The sequence below is a fragment of the Streptomyces sp. NPDC037290 genome, assembly GCF_055603245.1.
Genome location: NZ_JBVJVZ010000006.1, coordinates 70,078 through 86,873, shown reverse-complemented (window position 1 = coordinate 86,873; position 16,796 = coordinate 70,078). Strand labels below are relative to the sequence as shown.

Annotated in this window: 18 protein-coding genes; 13 read left to right on the top strand and 5 right to left on the bottom strand. The window is 68.8% G+C overall.

Annotated features, from left to right (window positions below):
• Nucleotides 1-116 precede the first annotated feature (116 nt).
• From ACZ7HQ_RS22215 to ACZ7HQ_RS22165, 11 genes are all read left to right on the top strand, one after another.
• Nucleotides 117-1,439, top strand: coding sequence for an MraY family glycosyltransferase (locus tag ACZ7HQ_RS22215; RefSeq protein WP_470992509.1), 1,323 nt, complete (start codon nucleotides 117-119; stop codon nucleotides 1,437-1,439).
• A 302-nt stretch (nucleotides 1,440-1,741) separates the two neighbouring features.
• Nucleotides 1,742-2,182 (top strand): hypothetical protein, encoded by a 441-nt coding sequence (locus ACZ7HQ_RS22210; protein WP_470992506.1) that lies wholly within the window; start codon nucleotides 1,742-1,744, stop codon nucleotides 2,180-2,182.
• A gap of 210 nt (nucleotides 2,183-2,392) precedes the next feature.
• Nucleotides 2,393-3,235, top strand: a complete 843-nt coding sequence (gene atpB, locus ACZ7HQ_RS22205) for a F0F1 ATP synthase subunit A (RefSeq protein ID WP_470992503.1) — start codon at nucleotides 2,393-2,395, stop codon at nucleotides 3,233-3,235.
• Nucleotides 3,236-3,307: 72 nt separating this feature from the next.
• Nucleotides 3,308-3,556: an ATP synthase subunit c family protein gene (locus ACZ7HQ_RS22200; RefSeq protein WP_018544514.1), complete on the top strand. Its 249-nt coding sequence runs from the start codon at nucleotides 3,308-3,310 to the stop codon at nucleotides 3,554-3,556.
• Nucleotides 3,557-3,592: 36 nt separating this feature from the next.
• Nucleotides 3,593-4,138 carry a F0F1 ATP synthase subunit B gene (locus ACZ7HQ_RS22195; protein WP_470992501.1) on the top strand — a complete coding sequence of 182 codons (546 nt, stop codon included), beginning with the start codon at nucleotides 3,593-3,595 and terminating at the stop codon, nucleotides 4,136-4,138.
• The gene (locus tag ACZ7HQ_RS22190; protein ID WP_470992499.1) at nucleotides 4,135-4,950 is read left to right on the top strand and encodes a F0F1 ATP synthase subunit delta; all 816 of its coding nucleotides are present in this window, start codon (nucleotides 4,135-4,137) and stop codon (nucleotides 4,948-4,950) included. The genes ACZ7HQ_RS22195 and ACZ7HQ_RS22190 overlap by 4 nt, the downstream gene beginning before the upstream one ends.
• 133 nt (nucleotides 4,951-5,083) lie before the next feature.
• On the top strand, nucleotides 5,084-6,676 hold the full coding sequence (atpA, locus tag ACZ7HQ_RS22185) for a F0F1 ATP synthase subunit alpha (protein ID WP_470992496.1): 1,593 nt from the start codon (nucleotides 5,084-5,086) through the stop codon (nucleotides 6,674-6,676).
• Nucleotides 6,677-6,697: 21 nt separating this feature from the next.
• Nucleotides 6,698-7,615 carry a F0F1 ATP synthase subunit gamma gene (locus ACZ7HQ_RS22180; RefSeq protein ID WP_470992493.1) on the top strand — a complete coding sequence of 306 codons (918 nt, stop codon included), beginning with the start codon at nucleotides 6,698-6,700 and terminating at the stop codon, nucleotides 7,613-7,615.
• The gene (gene atpD / locus ACZ7HQ_RS22175; RefSeq protein ID WP_470992491.1) at nucleotides 7,615-9,051 is read left to right on the top strand and encodes a F0F1 ATP synthase subunit beta; all 1,437 of its coding nucleotides are present in this window, start codon (nucleotides 7,615-7,617) and stop codon (nucleotides 9,049-9,051) included. The genes ACZ7HQ_RS22180 and atpD overlap by 1 nt, the downstream gene beginning before the upstream one ends.
• Nucleotides 9,052-9,161: 110 nt before the next feature.
• The gene (locus tag ACZ7HQ_RS22170) at nucleotides 9,162-9,536 is read left to right on the top strand and encodes a F0F1 ATP synthase subunit epsilon (protein ID WP_470992489.1); all 375 of its coding nucleotides are present in this window, start codon (nucleotides 9,162-9,164) and stop codon (nucleotides 9,534-9,536) included.
• A 147-nt stretch (nucleotides 9,537-9,683) separates the two neighbouring features.
• Nucleotides 9,684-10,130, top strand: a complete 447-nt coding sequence (locus ACZ7HQ_RS22165) for a DUF2550 domain-containing protein (RefSeq protein ID WP_351215662.1) — start codon at nucleotides 9,684-9,686, stop codon at nucleotides 10,128-10,130.
• Nucleotides 10,131-10,205: 75 nt separating this feature from the next.
• On the opposite strand, the gene ACZ7HQ_RS22160 is transcribed toward ACZ7HQ_RS22165, so the two are convergent.
• The 3 genes from ACZ7HQ_RS22160 to ACZ7HQ_RS22150 form a co-directional block, all read right to left on the bottom strand.
• Nucleotides 10,206-12,026, bottom strand: a complete 1,821-nt coding sequence (locus ACZ7HQ_RS22160) for a glycosyl hydrolase family 18 protein (RefSeq protein WP_470992486.1) — start codon at nucleotides 12,024-12,026, stop codon at nucleotides 10,206-10,208.
• Between the two features lie 141 nt (nucleotides 12,027-12,167).
• On the bottom strand, nucleotides 12,168-12,809 hold the full coding sequence (locus tag ACZ7HQ_RS22155; RefSeq protein WP_470992484.1) for a response regulator: 642 nt from the start codon (nucleotides 12,807-12,809) through the stop codon (nucleotides 12,168-12,170).
• The gene (locus tag ACZ7HQ_RS22150; RefSeq protein WP_470992482.1) at nucleotides 12,806-14,002 is read right to left on the bottom strand and encodes a sensor histidine kinase; all 1,197 of its coding nucleotides are present in this window, start codon (nucleotides 14,000-14,002) and stop codon (nucleotides 12,806-12,808) included. The genes ACZ7HQ_RS22155 and ACZ7HQ_RS22150 overlap by 4 nt, the downstream gene beginning before the upstream one ends.
• 151 nt (nucleotides 14,003-14,153) lie before the next feature.
• On the opposite strand from ACZ7HQ_RS22150, the gene ACZ7HQ_RS22145 reads away from it, so the two are divergent.
• Nucleotides 14,154-14,687, top strand: coding sequence for a hypothetical protein (locus tag ACZ7HQ_RS22145; protein ID WP_470992480.1), 534 nt, complete (start codon nucleotides 14,154-14,156; stop codon nucleotides 14,685-14,687).
• Here the strand turns inward: ACZ7HQ_RS22145 and ACZ7HQ_RS22140 are convergent.
• Nucleotides 14,684-15,256, bottom strand: a complete 573-nt coding sequence (locus ACZ7HQ_RS22140; protein ID WP_470992478.1) for a cob(I)yrinic acid a,c-diamide adenosyltransferase — start codon at nucleotides 15,254-15,256, stop codon at nucleotides 14,684-14,686. The genes ACZ7HQ_RS22145 and ACZ7HQ_RS22140 overlap by 4 nt on opposite strands.
• Before the next feature lie 31 nt (nucleotides 15,257-15,287).
• Between ACZ7HQ_RS22140 and ACZ7HQ_RS22135 the strand changes: the two genes are divergently transcribed.
• Complete coding sequence (locus ACZ7HQ_RS22135; RefSeq protein ID WP_470992476.1) at nucleotides 15,288-16,037, top strand: hypothetical protein; 750 nt, start codon at nucleotides 15,288-15,290, stop codon at nucleotides 16,035-16,037.
• Between the two features lie 9 nt (nucleotides 16,038-16,046).
• Here the strand turns inward: ACZ7HQ_RS22135 and ACZ7HQ_RS22130 are convergent, their stop codons facing one another.
• Nucleotides 16,047-16,796, bottom strand: a complete 750-nt coding sequence (locus ACZ7HQ_RS22130; RefSeq protein WP_470992474.1) for an ABC transporter permease — start codon at nucleotides 16,794-16,796, stop codon at nucleotides 16,047-16,049.

Below are 16,796 nucleotides of genomic sequence, written 5' to 3'. Positions count from 1 at the left end.
GGCCGTGGCCCACAGCCACACGTGCAACCATCGTGGCTACCCGGAAGTCCCCATCCATATACGTCCATCGCTAGGGTGTGGGGCTGTGATGGCCAGCGAGACCCGTGGGGAAGCCTGTGCGTGAATACCTGCTGACGCTCTGTATCACGGCCGCGGTGACGTACCTGCTGACAGGGCCGGTACGGAAGTTCGCGATCGTGGCCGGGGCGATGCCGGAGATCCGGGCGCGTGACGTGCACCGGGAACCCACTCCGCGCCTCGGCGGTATCGCCATGTTCTTCGGCCTGTGCGCGGGCCTGCTCGTCGCGGACCACCTGACCAACCTCAACGAGGTCTTCGCGAAGTCCAACGAACCGCGGGCCCTGCTCTCCGGCGCGGCCCTGATCTGGCTGATCGGCGTCCTGGACGACAAGTTCGAGATCGACGCGCTGATCAAGCTGGGCGGCCAGATGATCGCCGCGGGCGTGATGGTCGTCCAGGGTCTGACGATCCTGTGGCTGCCCATCCCCGGCGTCGGCAACGTGGCGCTGACCCAGTGGCAGGGCACACTGCTGACCGTGGCGCTGGTCGTCATCACGATCAACGCGGTCAACTTCGTGGACGGCCTCGACGGCCTCGCGGCCGGCATGGTGTGCATCGCGGCGGCCGCGTTCTTCCTGTACGCCTACCGCGTCTGGGTGTCGTACGGCATCGAGGCCGCGGCCCCGGCCACGCTGTTCGCGGCGATCCTGATGGGCATGTGCCTGGGCTTCCTGCCGCACAACATGCACCCGGCGCGGATCTTCATGGGCGACTCCGGCTCGATGCTGATCGGCCTGGTGCTGGCGGCCGGCGCGATCTCGATCACCGGCCAGCTCGACCCGGACGCGCTGAACCTGTACGCGGGTTCGGAGAAGGCGGCGGTGCACCAGACGGTGCCGGTCTACATCCCGCTGCTGCTCCCGCTGACGATCATCGCGGTGCCGACGGCGGACCTGGTCCTCGCGATCGTCCGCAGGACCTGGCGCGGCCAGTCGCCGTTCGCGGCGGACCGCGGGCATCTGCACCACCGGCTGCTGGAGATCGGCCACTCGCACAGCCGGGCCGTGCTGATCATGTACTTCTGGTCGGCGCTGATCGCCTTCGGCGCGCTGGCGTACTCGGTCAACTCGGCGTCGATGTGGATCGTGCTCGGCGTCGTCTTCCTCAGCGCGGTCGGGCTGGTCCTGCTGCTGCTCCCGCGCTTCACACCGCGCGTGCCGGCCTGGGCACAGCGGTTCGTGCCGCCGCGCTACCGGCGTCGGCGCGGGGCCCTGGCGGACACTGCCGTGGCCATGGAGGCCGGTGAGCCGGAGGTGGCTCAGGAGACCGCCGACCGGGCTCCTGTCACCGCCGGGGTCGCGGGCGTCAACGGAGCGACCGCGATCGGCCCCCGATCGCGTTTCCTTGATCGCCGATAAAAGCGCGCAAGGTAAGAATCTGACTAGAGCATTGCCAACTCGTGGGGGTGTAAAGACCCCAATACCAGACAAGTGGGCGCGGTTTTTGCACAGACGGGCACTGTCACTCTCATGTGTGACAGTAAGCACACCTACCAGGTAAAGACCTCATCAAATAGTTTGTGATACGGTTCACGAGAACCCCGGATAGAACCGAAGGACCTGAGTGCAACGGTCCATTGGTGTGAGGTCTCCATCACTCAGCCCGGGACTACGCTCGTCCATGACGACACCCTGCCCCCTGTGAAAGCGGAGTTGCCGCCATGCTGTCCAATGACGCCCGGATCCTGGCCCAGGCCGCCGTACCCACAGCTGCCGTCGGCGCGATCGCCGCCGTCGTCAGCGGTGTGGTTGCCGGTGGCAAGGGAGCGATCGGGGCCGTCGTCGGAACGCTGGTCGTGATCCTGTTCATGGGGCTCGGGCTCTACGTGCTCCAGCGCACCGCCAAATCCTTTCCGCAGCTGTTCCAGATGATGGGCCTGATGCTCTACGCGGCCCAGCTGCTGCTGCTGGTCATCTTTGTCGCCCTGTTCAAGAACACGACGCTGTTCAACCCCCGCGCCTTCGCCATCGCGCTCGTGGTCGCCACCCTGGCGTGGATCGCCGCGCAGACGCGTGCGCACATGAAGGCCAAGATTCTCTACGTCGATCCCGAAGCCTCGTCTAAGGGCGACAAGCCCGAGAAGACAGGGCACTCGTCGTGAGACGTAGGGCCGGGATAAAGGCGCACGAGAGATCCTGCTATCGTCCGGTGCCAACTGCGGCATCGCGGGCGCGGGCATCCGAGCTGACGCCTGCTCAATCGCGAGGCGAGATGCCCCCCAGCCGCCCCCACATCCGAACCACCAGTCCCGTGCCGAACCGCGGCCTCACGCCGCGCCGACACAACGAGGTTGCCGTACCCATGCGCCACGATGAAGGAGCCCGCGGTGAGTGCTGACGCGACGCAGACGCTCGCTTTCGACTCGAGCTGCCACCTGTTCAACGGGTGTGGCTTCGACACCGTCGCTCCGGGCCTGCACTCGTTCCTGTTCAAGCCGCTCTGGGGCGACGCGGACAGCAACGTGTACTTCAACAAGACGATGCTGCTGGCGCTGCTCGGTTCCATCATCATCGTCGGCTTCTTCTGGGCCGCGTTCGCCAGGCCGAAGGTCGTGCCGGGCAAGCTCCAGCTGGTGGCCGAGTCGGGCTACGACTTCATCCGCCGCGGTGTCGTCTACGAGACGATCGGCAAGAAGGAAGGCGAGAAGTACGTCCCTCTGGTCGTCTCGCTGTTCTTCTTCGTGTGGATGATGAACCTCTGGTCGGTCATCCCGCTCGCCCAGTTCCCGGTCACGTCGATCATTTCGTACCCCGCCGTCCTGGCCGGCATCGTCTACATCCTCTGGGTCTCGCTGACCTTCAAGCGGCACGGGTTCGTCGGCGCCTTCAAGAACTTCACGGGCTACGACAAGTCGCTCGGCGGAGTGCTCCCGCTGTCGATGACGATCGAGCTGTTCTCGAACCTGCTCGTGCGGCCCTTCACCCACGCCGTGCGACTCTTCGCGAACATGTTCGCCGGCCACACCCTGCTGGTCCTCTTCACCGTCGCCAGCTGGTACATGCTGAACGGTCTCGGCATCGCGTACTCCGCCGTCTCGTTCACGATGGTCCTCGTCATGACGGCCTTCGAGCTCTTCATCCAGGCTGTCCAGGCGTACGTCTTCGTACTGCTGACCTGCAGCTTCATCCAGGGCGCGCTCGCCGAGCACCACTGAGCCACCCGACCACCCACCCAGACATCCGGTGGCCAACCCCCACCGGTCATTGAAAGAGAAGGAAGAACCGGCATGTCCGCTCTCGAAACCCTTGCCGCCGGCGTTCAGATCAAGGGCAACCTCGGCTCCATCGGTTACGGTCTCGCCGCCATCGGCCCGGGCGTCGGCGTCGGCATCATCTTCGGTAACGGCACGCAGGCCCTGGCCCGCCAGCCCGAGGCGGCCGGTCTGATCCGCGCCAACCAGATCCTCGGCTTCGCCTTCTGTGAGGCGCTCGCCCTCATCGGTCTGGTCATGCCGTTCGTCTACCCGGCCTCCTGACCGACCGCTGCGCACCAATAGACGAAAGGCACTGCTATGAGCCCCCTGGTTCAGCTTGCGGCTGAGGACCCCGAGAACCCCCTCTTCCCGCCGATCCCAGAGCTCGTCATCGGCCTGATCGCCTTCGTCATCGTCTTCGGCTTCCTCGCCAAGAAGCTCCTCCCGAACATCAACAAGGTTCTGGAAGAGCGCCGCGAGGCCATCGAGGGCGGTATCGAAAAGGCCGAGGCCGCGCAGACCGAGGCCCAGAGCGTCCTTGAGCAGTACAAGGCCCAGCTCGCCGAGGCCCGGCACGAGGCCGCGCGCCTGCGCCAGGAGGCTCAGGAGCAGGGTGCCGCGCTCATCGCCGAGATGCGGGCCGAGGGCCAGCGTCAGCGCGAGGAGATCGTCGCCGCCGGCCACGCCCAGATCGAGGCCGACCGCAAGGCCGCCGCGCAGGCGCTCCGGCAGGACGTCGGCACGCTGGCCACGGAGCTGGCCGGCAAGCTCGTCGGCGAGTCCCTCGAGGACCACGCCCGCCAGAGCCGTGTGATCGACCGCTTCCTCGACGAGCTCGAGGAGAAGGCCGAGGCCACGCGATGAACGGAGCGAGCCGCGAGGCCCTGTCAGCCGCACGTGAGCGTCTCGACGCGCTGACGGACTCCACGTCCGTGGACGCCGTGAAGCTCGCCGACGAGCTGGCGGCCGTCACCGCGCTGCTCGACCGCGAGGCCGGCCTGCGCCGGGTCCTCACCGACCCGGCGCAGCCCGCACAGGCCAAGGCGCAGCTGGTGGAGCGTCTGATCGGTGGCCAGGTCAGCGGTGCCACCGCCGACCTGGTGGCCGGGATGGCGCGCTCCCGCTGGTCGCAGCCCCGCGACCTGGTGGACGCACTGGAGGAGCTGGCGAGCATCGCCGACCTCACCGCCGCGGAGAAGGCGGGCACGCTCGACGACGTCGAGGACGAGCTGTTCCGGTTCGGCCGGATCGTCTCCTCGAACACCGAGCTGCGCGCCGCGCTGACCGACCGCGCCGCCGGCGGCCAGGCCAAGACCGAGCTGCTGCACCGGCTGCTGGGCGGACGGGCCAAGCCCGCCACCGAGCGTCTGGTCGCGCGCCTCGTGACCGCGCCGCGGGGACGTAGCCTGGAAGCGGGACTGGAGTCCTTGTCCAAGCTCGCCGCCGACCGCCGGGACCGTCTGGTGGCGACCGTCACCTCGGCGGTGCCGCTGAGCGGCCCGCAGAAGCAGCGCCTGGGCGATGCCCTCGCGAAGCTCTACGGCCGCCGGATGCACCTCAACCTGGACGTGGACCCCGACGTGATCGGCGGGATCCGGGTACAGGTCGGTGACGAGGTCATCAACGGCTCGGTCGCGGACCGGCTGGACGACGCCGCCCGCCGCATGGCGAGCTGAGCGACGCTCGGTATTCGAGAACAGCAGTAGTACTCACGACGGCCCTGGTTGGGCCGTGCAGAAGAATCCTGGGGGTCGCCCCCAGACCCCCAAAGTGAAACTTCGGGCCCAACAAGGAGAGCAGGGAACCCAGATGGCGGAGCTCACGATCCGGCCGGAGGAGATCCGGGACGCGCTGGAGAACTTCGTCCAGTCGTACAAGCCGGACGCGGCCTCGCGCGAGGAGGTCGGTACGGTCACCCTTGCCGGCGACGGCATCGCGAAGATCGAGGGTCTTCCCTCGGCCATGGCCAACGAACTGCTGAAGTTCGAGGACGGCACCCTCGGCCTCGCCCTCAACCTCGAGGAGCGCGAGATCGGTGCCATCGTCCTCGGTGAGTTCAGCGGCATCGAGGAGGGTCAGCCGGTCACGCGTACCGGTGAGGTCCTCTCCGTCGCGGTCGGCGAGGGCTACCTCGGCCGCGTTGTCGACCCGCTCGGCAACCCGATCGACGGCCTCGGCGAGATCGAGACGTCCGGCCGTCGTGCGCTGGAGCTGCAGGCCCCCACGGTCATGCAGCGCAAGTCGGTGCACGAGCCGATGGAGACCGGCTACAAGGCCGTCGACGCGATGACCCCGATCGGCCGTGGTCAGCGTCAGCTGATCATCGGTGACCGCCAGACCGGCAAGACCGCCCTGGCCGTCGACACGATCATCAACCAGCGCGACAACTGGCGCACCGGCGACCCGAAGAAGCAGGTCCGCTGCATCTACGTCGCCATCGGCCAGAAGGGCTCCACCATCGCCGGCGTGCGCCGCGCGCTGGAGGAGAACGGCGCCCTGGAGTACACGACCATCGTCGCCGCCCCGGCGTCCGACCCGGCCGGCTTCAAGTACCTGGCGCCGTACACCGGTTCGGCCATCGGTCAGCAGTGGATGTACGAGGGCAAGCACGTCCTCATCATCTTCGACGACCTGTCGAAGCAGGCCGACGCCTACCGCGCCGTGTCGCTGCTGCTGCGCCGCCCGCCGGGCCGTGAGGCCTACCCGGGTGACGTCTTCTACCTGCACTCCCGGCTGCTGGAGCGCTGCGCCAAGCTCTCCGACGACATGGGTGCCGGTTCGATGACCGGTCTGCCGATCGTCGAGACCAAGGCCAACGACGTCTCGGCGTTCATCCCGACCAACGTCATCTCCATCACCGACGGCCAGTGCTTCCTGGAGTCGGACCTGTTCAACGCCGGTCAGCGTCCCGCGCTGAACGTCGGTATCTCCGTCTCCCGAGTCGGTGGTTCCGCGCAGCACAAGGCGATGCGCCAGGTCTCCGGCCGTCTCCGGGTGGACCTCGCCCAGTTCCGTGAGCTGGAGGCGTTCGCCGCCTTCGGTTCCGACCTGGACGCGGCCTCCAAGGCGCAGCTGGAGCGCGGTTCGCGCATGGTCGAGCTGCTGAAGCAGGACCAGTACCAGCCGATGGCCACCGAGGACCAGGTCGTCTCCGTCTGGGCCGGCACCAACGGCCGTATGGACGACGTCCCGGTCGTCGACATCCGCCGCTTCGAGAAGGAACTGATCGAGTTCCTGCACCGCAAGCACCAGGGCTTGATGACCTCCATCAAGGAGGGCGCCAAGATGTCGGACGACACGATCCAGGCGATCGACGACGCGGTGGCCGAGTTCAAGAAGCAGTTCGAGACCTCGGACGGCAAGCTGCTCGGCGAGGACGTTCCTGCCGCTGCCGCCAAGTGACGTAAGGAAGGGACCTGACTCATGGGAGCTCAGCTCCGGGTCTACAAGCGTCGCATCCGATCCGTCAGCGCGACCAAGAAGATCACGAAGGCGATGGAGATGATCGCCGCCTCGCGCGTCGTCAAGGCGCAGCGCAAGGTGGCGGCCTCCACGCCGTACGCGACCGAGCTGACGCGCGCGGTCACGGCGGTCGGCACCGGCTCGAACACCAAGCACCCGCTCACCACGGAGGCGGAGAACCCGACCCGTGCCGCGGTCCTGCTCCTCACGAGCGACCGAGGTCTGGCCGGCGCCTTCAACTCCAACGCCATCAAGACGGCGGAGCAGCTGACCGAGCGCCTGGAGCGCGACGGCAAGCAGGTCGACACGTACATCGTCGGCCGGCGCGGTGTCGCCCACTACAACTTCCGTGAGCGCAAGGTCGCGGAGTCGTTCACGGGCTTCACCGACGAGCCGTCGTACGCGGACGCCAAGAAGGTCGCGGCGCCCCTGATCGAGGCGATCGAGAAGGACACGGCCGAGGGTGGTGTGGATGAACTCCACATCGTCTTCACCGAGTTCGTCTCGATGATGACGCAGACGGCGCTGGACGCCCGGCTGCTGCCGCTGCGTCTCGAAGAGGTCGCCGAGGAGGCTCACCCCAAGGGCGAGATCCTCCCGCTGTACGACTTCGAGCCGTCGGCGGAGGACGTCCTCGACGCCCTGCTGCCGCGCTATGTGGAGAGCCGGATCTACAACGCGCTGCTCCAGTCGGCCGCTTCGAAGCACGCCGCCACGCGGCGCGCGATGAAGTCGGCCACCGACAACGCGGGCGAGCTGATCAACACGCTCTCCCGTCTTGCCAACGCGGCCCGCCAGGCCGAAATCACCCAGGAAATCAGCGAGATCGTCGGTGGCGCGAGCGCCCTGGCCGACGCGACCGCGGGGAGTGACCGATAATGACCACCACTGTTGAGACCGCGACGGCTACGGGCCGCGTCGCCCGGGTCATCGGCCCGGTCGTCGACGTGGAGTTCCCCGTCGACGCGATGCCGGACATCTACAACGCCCTTCACGTCGAGGTCTCCGACCCGGCGAACGCGGGCGAGAAGAAGACGCTGACCCTGGAGGTCGCCCAGCACCTGGGTGATGGCCTGGTCCGCACCATCTCCATGCAGCCGACCGACGGTCTGGTCCGCCAGGCCCCGGTCGTCGACACCGGCGATTCGATCACGGTGCCCGTCGGCGACTTCACCAAGGGCAAGGTGTTCAACACCCTCGGTGAGGTGCTGAACGTCGACGAGCGGTACGAGGGCGAGCGCTGGGGCATCCACCGCAAGGCCCCGAACTTCGACGAGCTCGAGTCCAAGACCGAGATGTTCGAGACGGGCGTCAAGGTCATCGACCTGCTCACCCCGTACGTCAAGGGCGGCAAGATCGGTCTGTTCGGCGGCGCCGGCGTCGGCAAGACGGTGCTCATCCAGGAGATGATCTACCGTGTCGCCAACAACCACGACGGTGTCTCCGTCTTCGCCGGTGTCGGTGAGCGCACCCGTGAGGGCAACGACCTGATCGAGGAGATGTCGGACTCCGGCGTCATCGACAAGACCGCGCTGGTCTTCGGCCAGATGGACGAGCCCCCGGGCACCCGTCTGCGCGTCGCGCTGGCCGGCCTCACCATGGCCGAGTACTTCCGTGACGTCCAGAAGCAGGACGTGCTGTTCTTCATCGACAACATCTTCCGCTTCACGCAGGCCGGTTCCGAGGTGTCGACCCTGCTCGGCCGTATGCCCTCCGCGGTGGGTTACCAGCCGAACCTGGCCGACGAGATGGGTCTCCTCCAGGAGCGCATCACCTCGACCCGTGGTCACTCGATCACCTCGATGCAGGCGATCTACGTCCCCGCGGACGACCTGACCGACCCGGCCCCGGCCACCACCTTCGCCCACCTCGACGCGACGACGGTTCTGTCCCGTCCGATCTCCGAGAAGGGCATCTACCCGGCCGTGGACCCGCTGGACTCCACGTCCCGGATCCTGGACCCGCGCTACATCGCGGCGGACCACTACAACGCCGCCATGCGCGTGAAGACGGTCCTGCAGAAGTACAAGGACCTCCAGGACATCATCGCGATCCTCGGTATCGACGAGCTCGGCGAGGAGGACAAGCTCGTCGTCCACCGTGCCCGTCGCGTGGAGCGCTTCCTGTCCCAGAACACCCACGTCGCCAAGCAGTTCACCGGCGTCGACGGGTCGGACGTGCCGCTGGACGAGTCGATCGCCGCGTTCAACGCGATCATCGACGGTGAGTACGACCACTTCCCGGAGCAGGCGTTCTTCATGTGCGGTGGCCTGGAGGACCTCAAGGCCAACGCCAAGGAGCTGGGCGTCTCCTGAGCCTCGTGCTCGTCTGAGGGGGCGGGTGCGTCCCGCCCCCTCACTCACGCCCACTAGAATTGACCCCAACACCCGGCAGAACCGCCGGGTGGTGACCCGAGGAGCCACCCTTGGCTGCTGATCTGCACGTCGAGCTGGTCGCCGCCGACCGCCAGGTCTGGTCCGGCGAGGCCACCCTGGTCGTCGCGCGCACCACGTCCGGCGACATCGGCGTCATGCCCGGTCACCAGCCGCTGCTCGGTGTGCTGGAGTCGGGCCCGGTGACCATCCGGACCAGTGAAGGTGGAACGGTCGTCGCCGCGGTGCACGGCGGTTTCATCTCGTTCGCGGACAACAAGCTGTCGCTGCTGGCCGAGATCGCCGAGCTGTCGGACGAGATCGATGTCCAGCGCACGGAGCGGGAGCTGGAGCGCGCGAAGGCGGAGGGCGACGCCGCCGCCGAGCGCCGCGCGGACGTACGACTGCGCGCGGCGACGGCGCGCTGACCCAGCTCGCCGTACGTTGACGTCACTCAGCCGCGGTCGGCCCGGAGCAATCCGGTGCCGGTCGCGGCTGAGGCAGATGTGGATGTTTTTTCCGTTTCATTACGAAGTGACAGAAGCAGTTCCTAGGAGACGAGGAGGTCGGTGCCGATGGTCCTCGCTCTGACTGTGTGCGGGATCGTGGTCGCGCTCGTGGTGGTGGGACTGTTCCTGTTCGGCCTGCGCCGCAGGCTCATCCAGCGCTCCGGCGGCACCTTCGACTGTTCCCTGCGCTGGGACGTGGCCGAGAAACCGGACGCGGGCGGCAAGGGCTGGTCCTACGGCGTCGCCCGCTACAACGGCGACCGCATCGAGTGGTACCGCGTCTTCTCCTACGCCTTCCGCCCGCGCCGCACGCTGGAGCGTGCCGCCATCGAGGTGGCCGGCCGCCGGCTGCCGGAGGGCGAGGAGGAACTGGCGCTGCTCTCGGACGCGGTGGTCCTCGCCTGTACCCATCGGGGCACGCGCCTCGAACTCGCCATGAGCGAGGACGCGCTGACCGGATTCCTCGCGTGGCTGGAGGCAGCCCCGCCCGGTCAGCGAGTGAATGTGGCGTAGCCACATTCACTCGCTGGGTGGGGGTCCCCCCGGACGACGTCTGGGGGAGCGTCAACGTCGCTTAGGGATCTGTACCTACAGGTTGCTGCTGATGGCGTTCACCAGCTCACCGTTGCCGGTGTCGCCGCTGAACTCCCAGAAGAACGCTCCGCCGAGCCCCTGGGACCTGGCCCAGCTCATCTTCCCGGCGATGGTCGACGGGGTGTCGTAAGACCACCAGTTGCTGCCGCAGTGGGCGTACGCGGTGCCCGCGACGGTGCCGGTGACCGGGCAGGACGTCTTGAGCACCTTGTAGTCCTCGATGCCCTGCTCGTAGGTGCCGGCCGCCGGGCCCGTGGCCGTGCCGCCCGGGGCGTCCTGGGTGACGCCGGTCCAGCCGCGGCCGTAGAGGCCGATGCCGATGAGCAGCTTGGAGGCGGGGACACCGACGGACTTGTACTTGGCGATCGCGTCGGCGGTGGTGAAGCCCGCCTTCGGGATGCCGGAGTACGAGGTGAGCGGGGAGTGCGGGGCGGTGGGGCCCTGGGCGTCCCAGGCGCCGAAGAAGTCGTACGTCATCACGTTGTACCAGTCGACGGACTGGGAGGCACCGGCGTAGTCCGCGGCCTCGATCTTGCCGCCGGAGGAGCCGTCGGCGGTGACCGCGGCGGTGACCAGCTTGCCCGAACCGAACTTGGCGCGCAGTGCGGCCATCACGTTCTTGAAGGCGGCGGCCCCGCTGGTGTCACAGGACAGGCCGCAGGCGTTCGGGTACTCCCAGTCGATGTCGATGCCGTCGAAGACGTCGGCCCAGCGCGGGTCCTCGACCAGGTTGTAGCAGGACTGGGCGAAGGCCGCCGGGTTGGCCGCGGCCTGGGCGAAGCCGCCGGACCAGGTCCAGCCGCCGAAGGACCACAGCACCTTGAGGTTCGGGTACTTGGCCTTCAGCTCGCGCAGCTGGTTGAAGTTGCCGCGCAGCGGCTGGTCCCAGGTGTCGGCGACGCCGCTGACCGACTGGTCCGCGGTGAACGCCTTGTCGTAGTCGGCGTAGGAGTCACCGATCGCGCACTGGCCGTTCGTCACGTTGCCGAAGGCGTAGTTGATGTGCGTGATCTTCGCCGCGGAGCCGGACGTCACCAGGTTCTTGACGTTGTAGTTGCGGCCGTAGATGCCCCACTCGGTGAAGTAGCCGAGCTTGACCTTGTCACCGGTGGGCGGGGGAGTGGTGGTGCCGCCGGTGGTGTGCACCTTGACCGCGCCGCTGACCGGTCCGGTCTGGTCGGCGGTGTCGCGGGCCTGCACGGTGTAGGAGTAGTCGGTGCCGGCGGTCAGACCGCTGTCCGCGTACGAGGTCGTCGTCACCGTGCCGACGACCTTGCCGTCGCGCAGGACGTCGTAGTTCTTGACGCCCTTGTCGTCGGTGGCCGCGCCCCAGGAGAGCTTGACCGAGGTGTCGGTGACGCCGGAGGCGGTCGGGGTGCCGGGCGCGGAGGGCGCCGCGTCACCGGGGGTCGTGGTGCCGTCGCAGCTGTCGCCGTTCAGCTTGCAGTTGGAGGGGGAGCCGGGGCCCGCGCCGTTGAAGCCGAACGAGACGGAGGCGCCCGGGGCGAGGGTGCCGTTGTAGGACTTGTTCTTCGCCGTCCAGTGGTTCCCGGAGTTGGTGACGTCCGCGTCCCAGGCGGAGGTGACGGACGTACCGGAGGGGAAGTCCCACTCGACGGTCCAGGAACTGATGCTGCTGGTACCGGTGTTCTTGACGGTCCACTGACCGCCGAAGCCGGTTCCCCAGTCGCTGGTCTTGGTGAAGCTCGCCGTCGCGTTGGCCGCGGCCTGGGCGGGGCCCGCAAGGCCCACGAGGCCGGCCAGGGGGAGCAACAGGGTCGCGAAGCCTGCCGCGGCTCTGTGTCTGAAGCGCATGCTGCGCCTCCTCGATATGGGGGAATGTCGGGAGTGTGGGTGTCAGGGGCATGACTGAGCCTTCACGCCCACGGTGCCCCGAGAGTAGAAAGGTCTGGACCACCCGTCAATAGGTCTGGACCAATTCCCCCGAGTGCTGCGTCAGATCCCCAACTCCTGGGCCAGCACGGCTGCTTGGACCCGGCTGCGCAGCTCCAGCTTGGCCAGCAGCCGACTGACGTGGGTCTTCACCGTGCCCTCCGCCATCCGCAGCCGCCCGGCGATCTCGGCGTTCGACAGCCCCTCGCCGACACAGGACAGCACCTCGCGCTCGCGCCGGGTCAGACCGTCCAGCACGGCCGGATCGGCCTTCGTCTCCCGCACCGGAACGGCCGCGAACTCGGCGATGAGCCGCCGGGTCACGGCCGGCGCCACGATCCCCTCGCCGCGCGCCACCGTCCGCACCGCCTCCAGCAGGTCCCGCGCCTCGGCGTTCTTCAGCAGAAACCCGGACGCCCCGGCCCGCAGCGCCCCGAACACGTACTCGTCCAGGTCGAAGGTGGTCAGCACCAGGACGTCCGCGACCCCCTCCGCCACGATCTGCCGGGTGGCCGACACCCCGTCGAGACGCGGCATCTGCACGTCCATCAGCACCAGGTCCGGACGCAGTTCCCGGGCCAGCTCCACCGCCCGCTCACCGTCCGCCGCCTCCCCGGCCACCTCGATGTCGGGCGCGCTGCCCAGGATCAGCACGAGTCCGGCGCGCACGGCCGACTGGTCCTCGGCGACCAGAACACGGATCACGAGGGGTCTCCTTCGGTTGCCTCGGTGACTGCGGTTTCGGTGAGCGGAATCGTGGCACGTACGGTCCACACGCCGTCCTCGGGCCCGGCCGCGAAGCCGCCGCCGAGCAGCGTCGCCCGCTCCCGCATCCCGGTGAGCCCGGCGCCCGAGCCGGGGGCGCGCGGGGTGTCACCGGGCCGGTAGAGGCTCGTGACCTCCACGTCCAGCGTGCCGTCGGCCTGGCGGACGCTCACCCCGACCGGTCCCGGTGCCGCGTGCTTGAGCGCGTTGGTCAGCGACTCCTGCACGATCCGGTAGGCGGCCAGCTCCACCGGCGCCGGCACCCGGCCGTGCCCGGCGTCGAGGCGCACGTCCAGACCGTTGGCACGGGCGCCCTTGACCAGGGCGGCGAGGCCGTCGAGCGTCGGCGTGGCGGCCGGCTCCAGATCACCCCCGCTGTCCCGCAGGATGCCGATCAGCCGCCGCATCTCGGCCAGCCCCGCCACGCTGTTCTCCCGGATCACCGCCAGGGCGTCCCGCGAGGTCCGCGGCTCGTCGAGGGACAGCGCGGCCGTGGAGTGGATGGCGATCGCGGACAGGTGGTTGGCCACCATGTCATGCAACTCCCTTGCCATGCGCGCCCGTTCCGCGGTGACCGCCTGGGCGCGGTCCATCTCGGCGAGCAGGGCGGTCTGTTCCGCCCGCAGCCGGGCGGCCTCGGCCGCCTCCCGGTGGTCACGCACCACCCACCCGGTCGCGGCCGGCGCGAGCGCGACCACGCCGACCCCGACACCGATCAGCAGCCCCTTCGGATCGCGCCACAGCGCCGCGGGCACGACGCCGCCGAGCACCGTCAGCATCCCGGTGATCCAGGGGATGCGGCGGGCGGACGCGGGGGTGCCGTACACGACGGCCGCGTACACCAGGTCGGTGTACAGCACGACCGTGACGAGGTTGCCGAGGGTCACCGTGTCCAGGGTCAGCGCGAGCGTGCCGACCAGCAGGCTGACGCGGGGCCGGGTGCGGCGCAGCGGCTCGCACGCGGCCGTCACCGCCAGCGGCACCAGCGGGGCCCACGGCGCCGACCACAGCAGGATCGGGTCCGAGGACGCCCGCGAGTGGAGACCGAGCGACCACAGCAGCACCCCGCCGAGCAGCCCGCCCACGGCGATCCGCAGGTCGTCACGGTGGGGGCGGGGGAGTGCGAGGGTCATGCCCCCATCCAACACGCCCCGCCGACGGCCCGCGTACCCCCCGGGCAGGGTCCTGGACTGCAACTTTCGCTTACGCCCGGGTCGCCCCCGCCGACGATGAACCGCGCCCCGGCCGCCGGGAGCCTGGAGAGGTGAACGAGGGGAGCCAACTGTGATCGTCGGGCTGATCATCGCCTGCGAGGTGGCGTTCTGGGTGCTGCTGGCGGCGGGACTGACCGTCCGCTACGCCCTGCGCATGCCCCGCACCGGTCTCGCGCTGCTGCTGTGCGAGCCGCTGCTGGAACTCGTGCTGTTCGCCGTGACCGCGGTCGACCTGAGAAACGGTGCCCAGCCCGACTGGCGGCACGGACTGGCCGCCGTCTACATCGGCTTCACCGTCGGGCTCGGACACTCGACGATCAAGTGGGCCGACGAGCGGGTCGCCCACCGTTTCGCCGGCGGCCCGCCCCCGGTGAGGCCGCCGCGCTACGGCACGGCCCGCGCCGTCCACGAATGGAAGGTCGCGGGCCGCTGGATCCTGGCCGCCGCCGTCGCCCTCGCCCTGCTCCAGGGCGCCGTCTGGTACGTCGGCTCCGCCGGCGACACCGGCTCACTGCGCCAGTGGCAGCGGAGCATGCTGTGGGTGATCGGCATCAACGTGATCATCGCCGGCAGCTACACGCTGTTCCCGAAGCGGGAGAACTAACGCTCCCCGCCGGGCACCCACAGCACGTCCCCGACCTCGATGTTCGCCGTGCGCGCCAGAATGAACAACAGGTCCGACAGCCGGTTGAGGTAGGTCGCGGTCAGCGGGTTCATCGTCTCGCCGTGCACCTCCAGGGCCGCCCAGGTGGAGCGCTCGGCCCGGCGTACGACCGTGCAGGCCTGGTGCAGCAGGGCCGCGCCCGGGGTGCCGCCGGGCAGGATGAACGAGCGGAGCTTCTCCAACCGCTCGTTGAAGCGGTCGCAGTCCGTCTCCAGTTTGTCGATGTAGAACTGTTCGACCCTGAGCGGCGGGAACTGGGGGTTCTCCACCACCGGCGTCGACAGGTCCGCACCCACGTCGAACAGGTCGTTCTGGACGCGTGTGAGCACCTTGACCACCTCCGCGTCCAGGCCGCCCAGCGCGATCGCGGTACCGATCACCGCGTTGGCCTCGTTGGCGTCGGCATAGGCAGAGATCCTCAGGTCGGTTTTGGCGATCCGGCTCATGTCCCCGAGCGCGGTGGTGCCCTTGTCGCCGGTCCTGGTGTAGATGCGCGTCAGATTGACCATGGGGCCAGCGTAGGTGTCCTACCCTCGCATCGTGCACTCGAGTGACGGGCATGGTCCGGTGGTTGCGGGGCGGTTCAGTCGTCTCGCGACCACCGGCTGCCTCACCGTCCTGGTCGTGCTGATCGTCGTGCTCGGCACCGTGCTCGGCGTGTTGTGGTACTGGTCGTGGCACACGGACAAGGTCAGTGCCGAGCACCGGCAGCAGGCTCTGCTGTCCCTCGACGACCAGGTCCGCCGGGCGGAGAACGAGACCGTACGTGCCCTCGGCGATGAGGGCCCGGCTGATCCGGACGCTGTCACCGGTGTGATCCACCAGCACACCGGCGCTCCCGTGATCTCCTACGACGCGTCCCGGCACGCGTTCAGGGCCCGTGTGGCCGAAAGGGTCGCGTACGCGTCCGGGACACTCCTCGGCCGCAGCCAGGACATGATCGCCAGATGCGTCGAGTACACCTATGCCCCGGCAGAAGGCCACGGTTGGACGTCGACGATGTCCGTCCTGAAGTACGACGCCTGCGGCCCGTCCGTCTCGATCGGCAGCGGCGCCCGTCTCGCCGGCGAGCGTGTCGCCGCTCTCGAAGCCTCGGATCTGAACGGTGCCGGAGTGCGGAAGGCGCTCGCTCCCTACGGGCGGTTCGTCTCCGTGCAGAGCGTGACACGGACGGGCGGCACCGTGAGCGTGTCGGCCGTGATCTCCGGTTCCGGCCGGGCCACCCGGCAGTGCTACCGGATCGCGCGTGACGGTTCGGCGTTCAACGCGGTACCCGCGCAGTCCTGCTGACCCGGCGCCTCACGCCCCGGCCGTCCGGAACACCCGTGTGCCCACCGTCACCGCCAGTGCCGCGAAGGCGACGGCGACGAGGGTGCCGTAGAGCATGTGCGCGGTGGCGTAGTGGCCGACGTACGCGTCGCGTACCGCGTCCACCAGGTAGCGGAACGGGACGAAGTGTGACAGGACGTTCAGCCAGGTGGGCGCGAGGGACATCGGGAGCATCAGGCCGGAGAGCAGCATCGACGGCATCGACACCATGTTGATCAGCGGGCCGAACTCCTGCGGGGTGTTGACCTTCATCCCGAGGGCGTACGACAGCGCGGCGAGCGACAGTGTGAGCAGGGCGACGAAGCCGAAGCCGATCAGTACGCCCGCGAGCGGCGCACGCAGGCCCATCACCAGCGCGGCCAGCACCAGCAGCACCGCCTGGAAGACGAAGACCGTGGCGTCGCGCAGCACCCGCCCGAGCAGCAGGGCGAGCCGGCTGACCGGGGTCACCCGCATCCGCTCCACCACCCCCTGCCCCTTCTCCATGATGACCGTGAACCCGGCGAACAGGGCGCCGAACAGGCCGAGTTGGAGCAAGAGGCCCGGCACGAGCACCTGCCAGGAGCTGCCCGCGCCGCCCAGCGGCAGACCGGTGAGCAGCGGCCCGAAGAAGAGCAGGTAGAGCAGGGGGGTGAGCACCCCGAAGAGCAGGGCGAAGCGGGAGCGCAGGGACTGGCGGAGGTAACGGCCGTAGATGAGGGCCGTGTCGTGAAGAAGCAT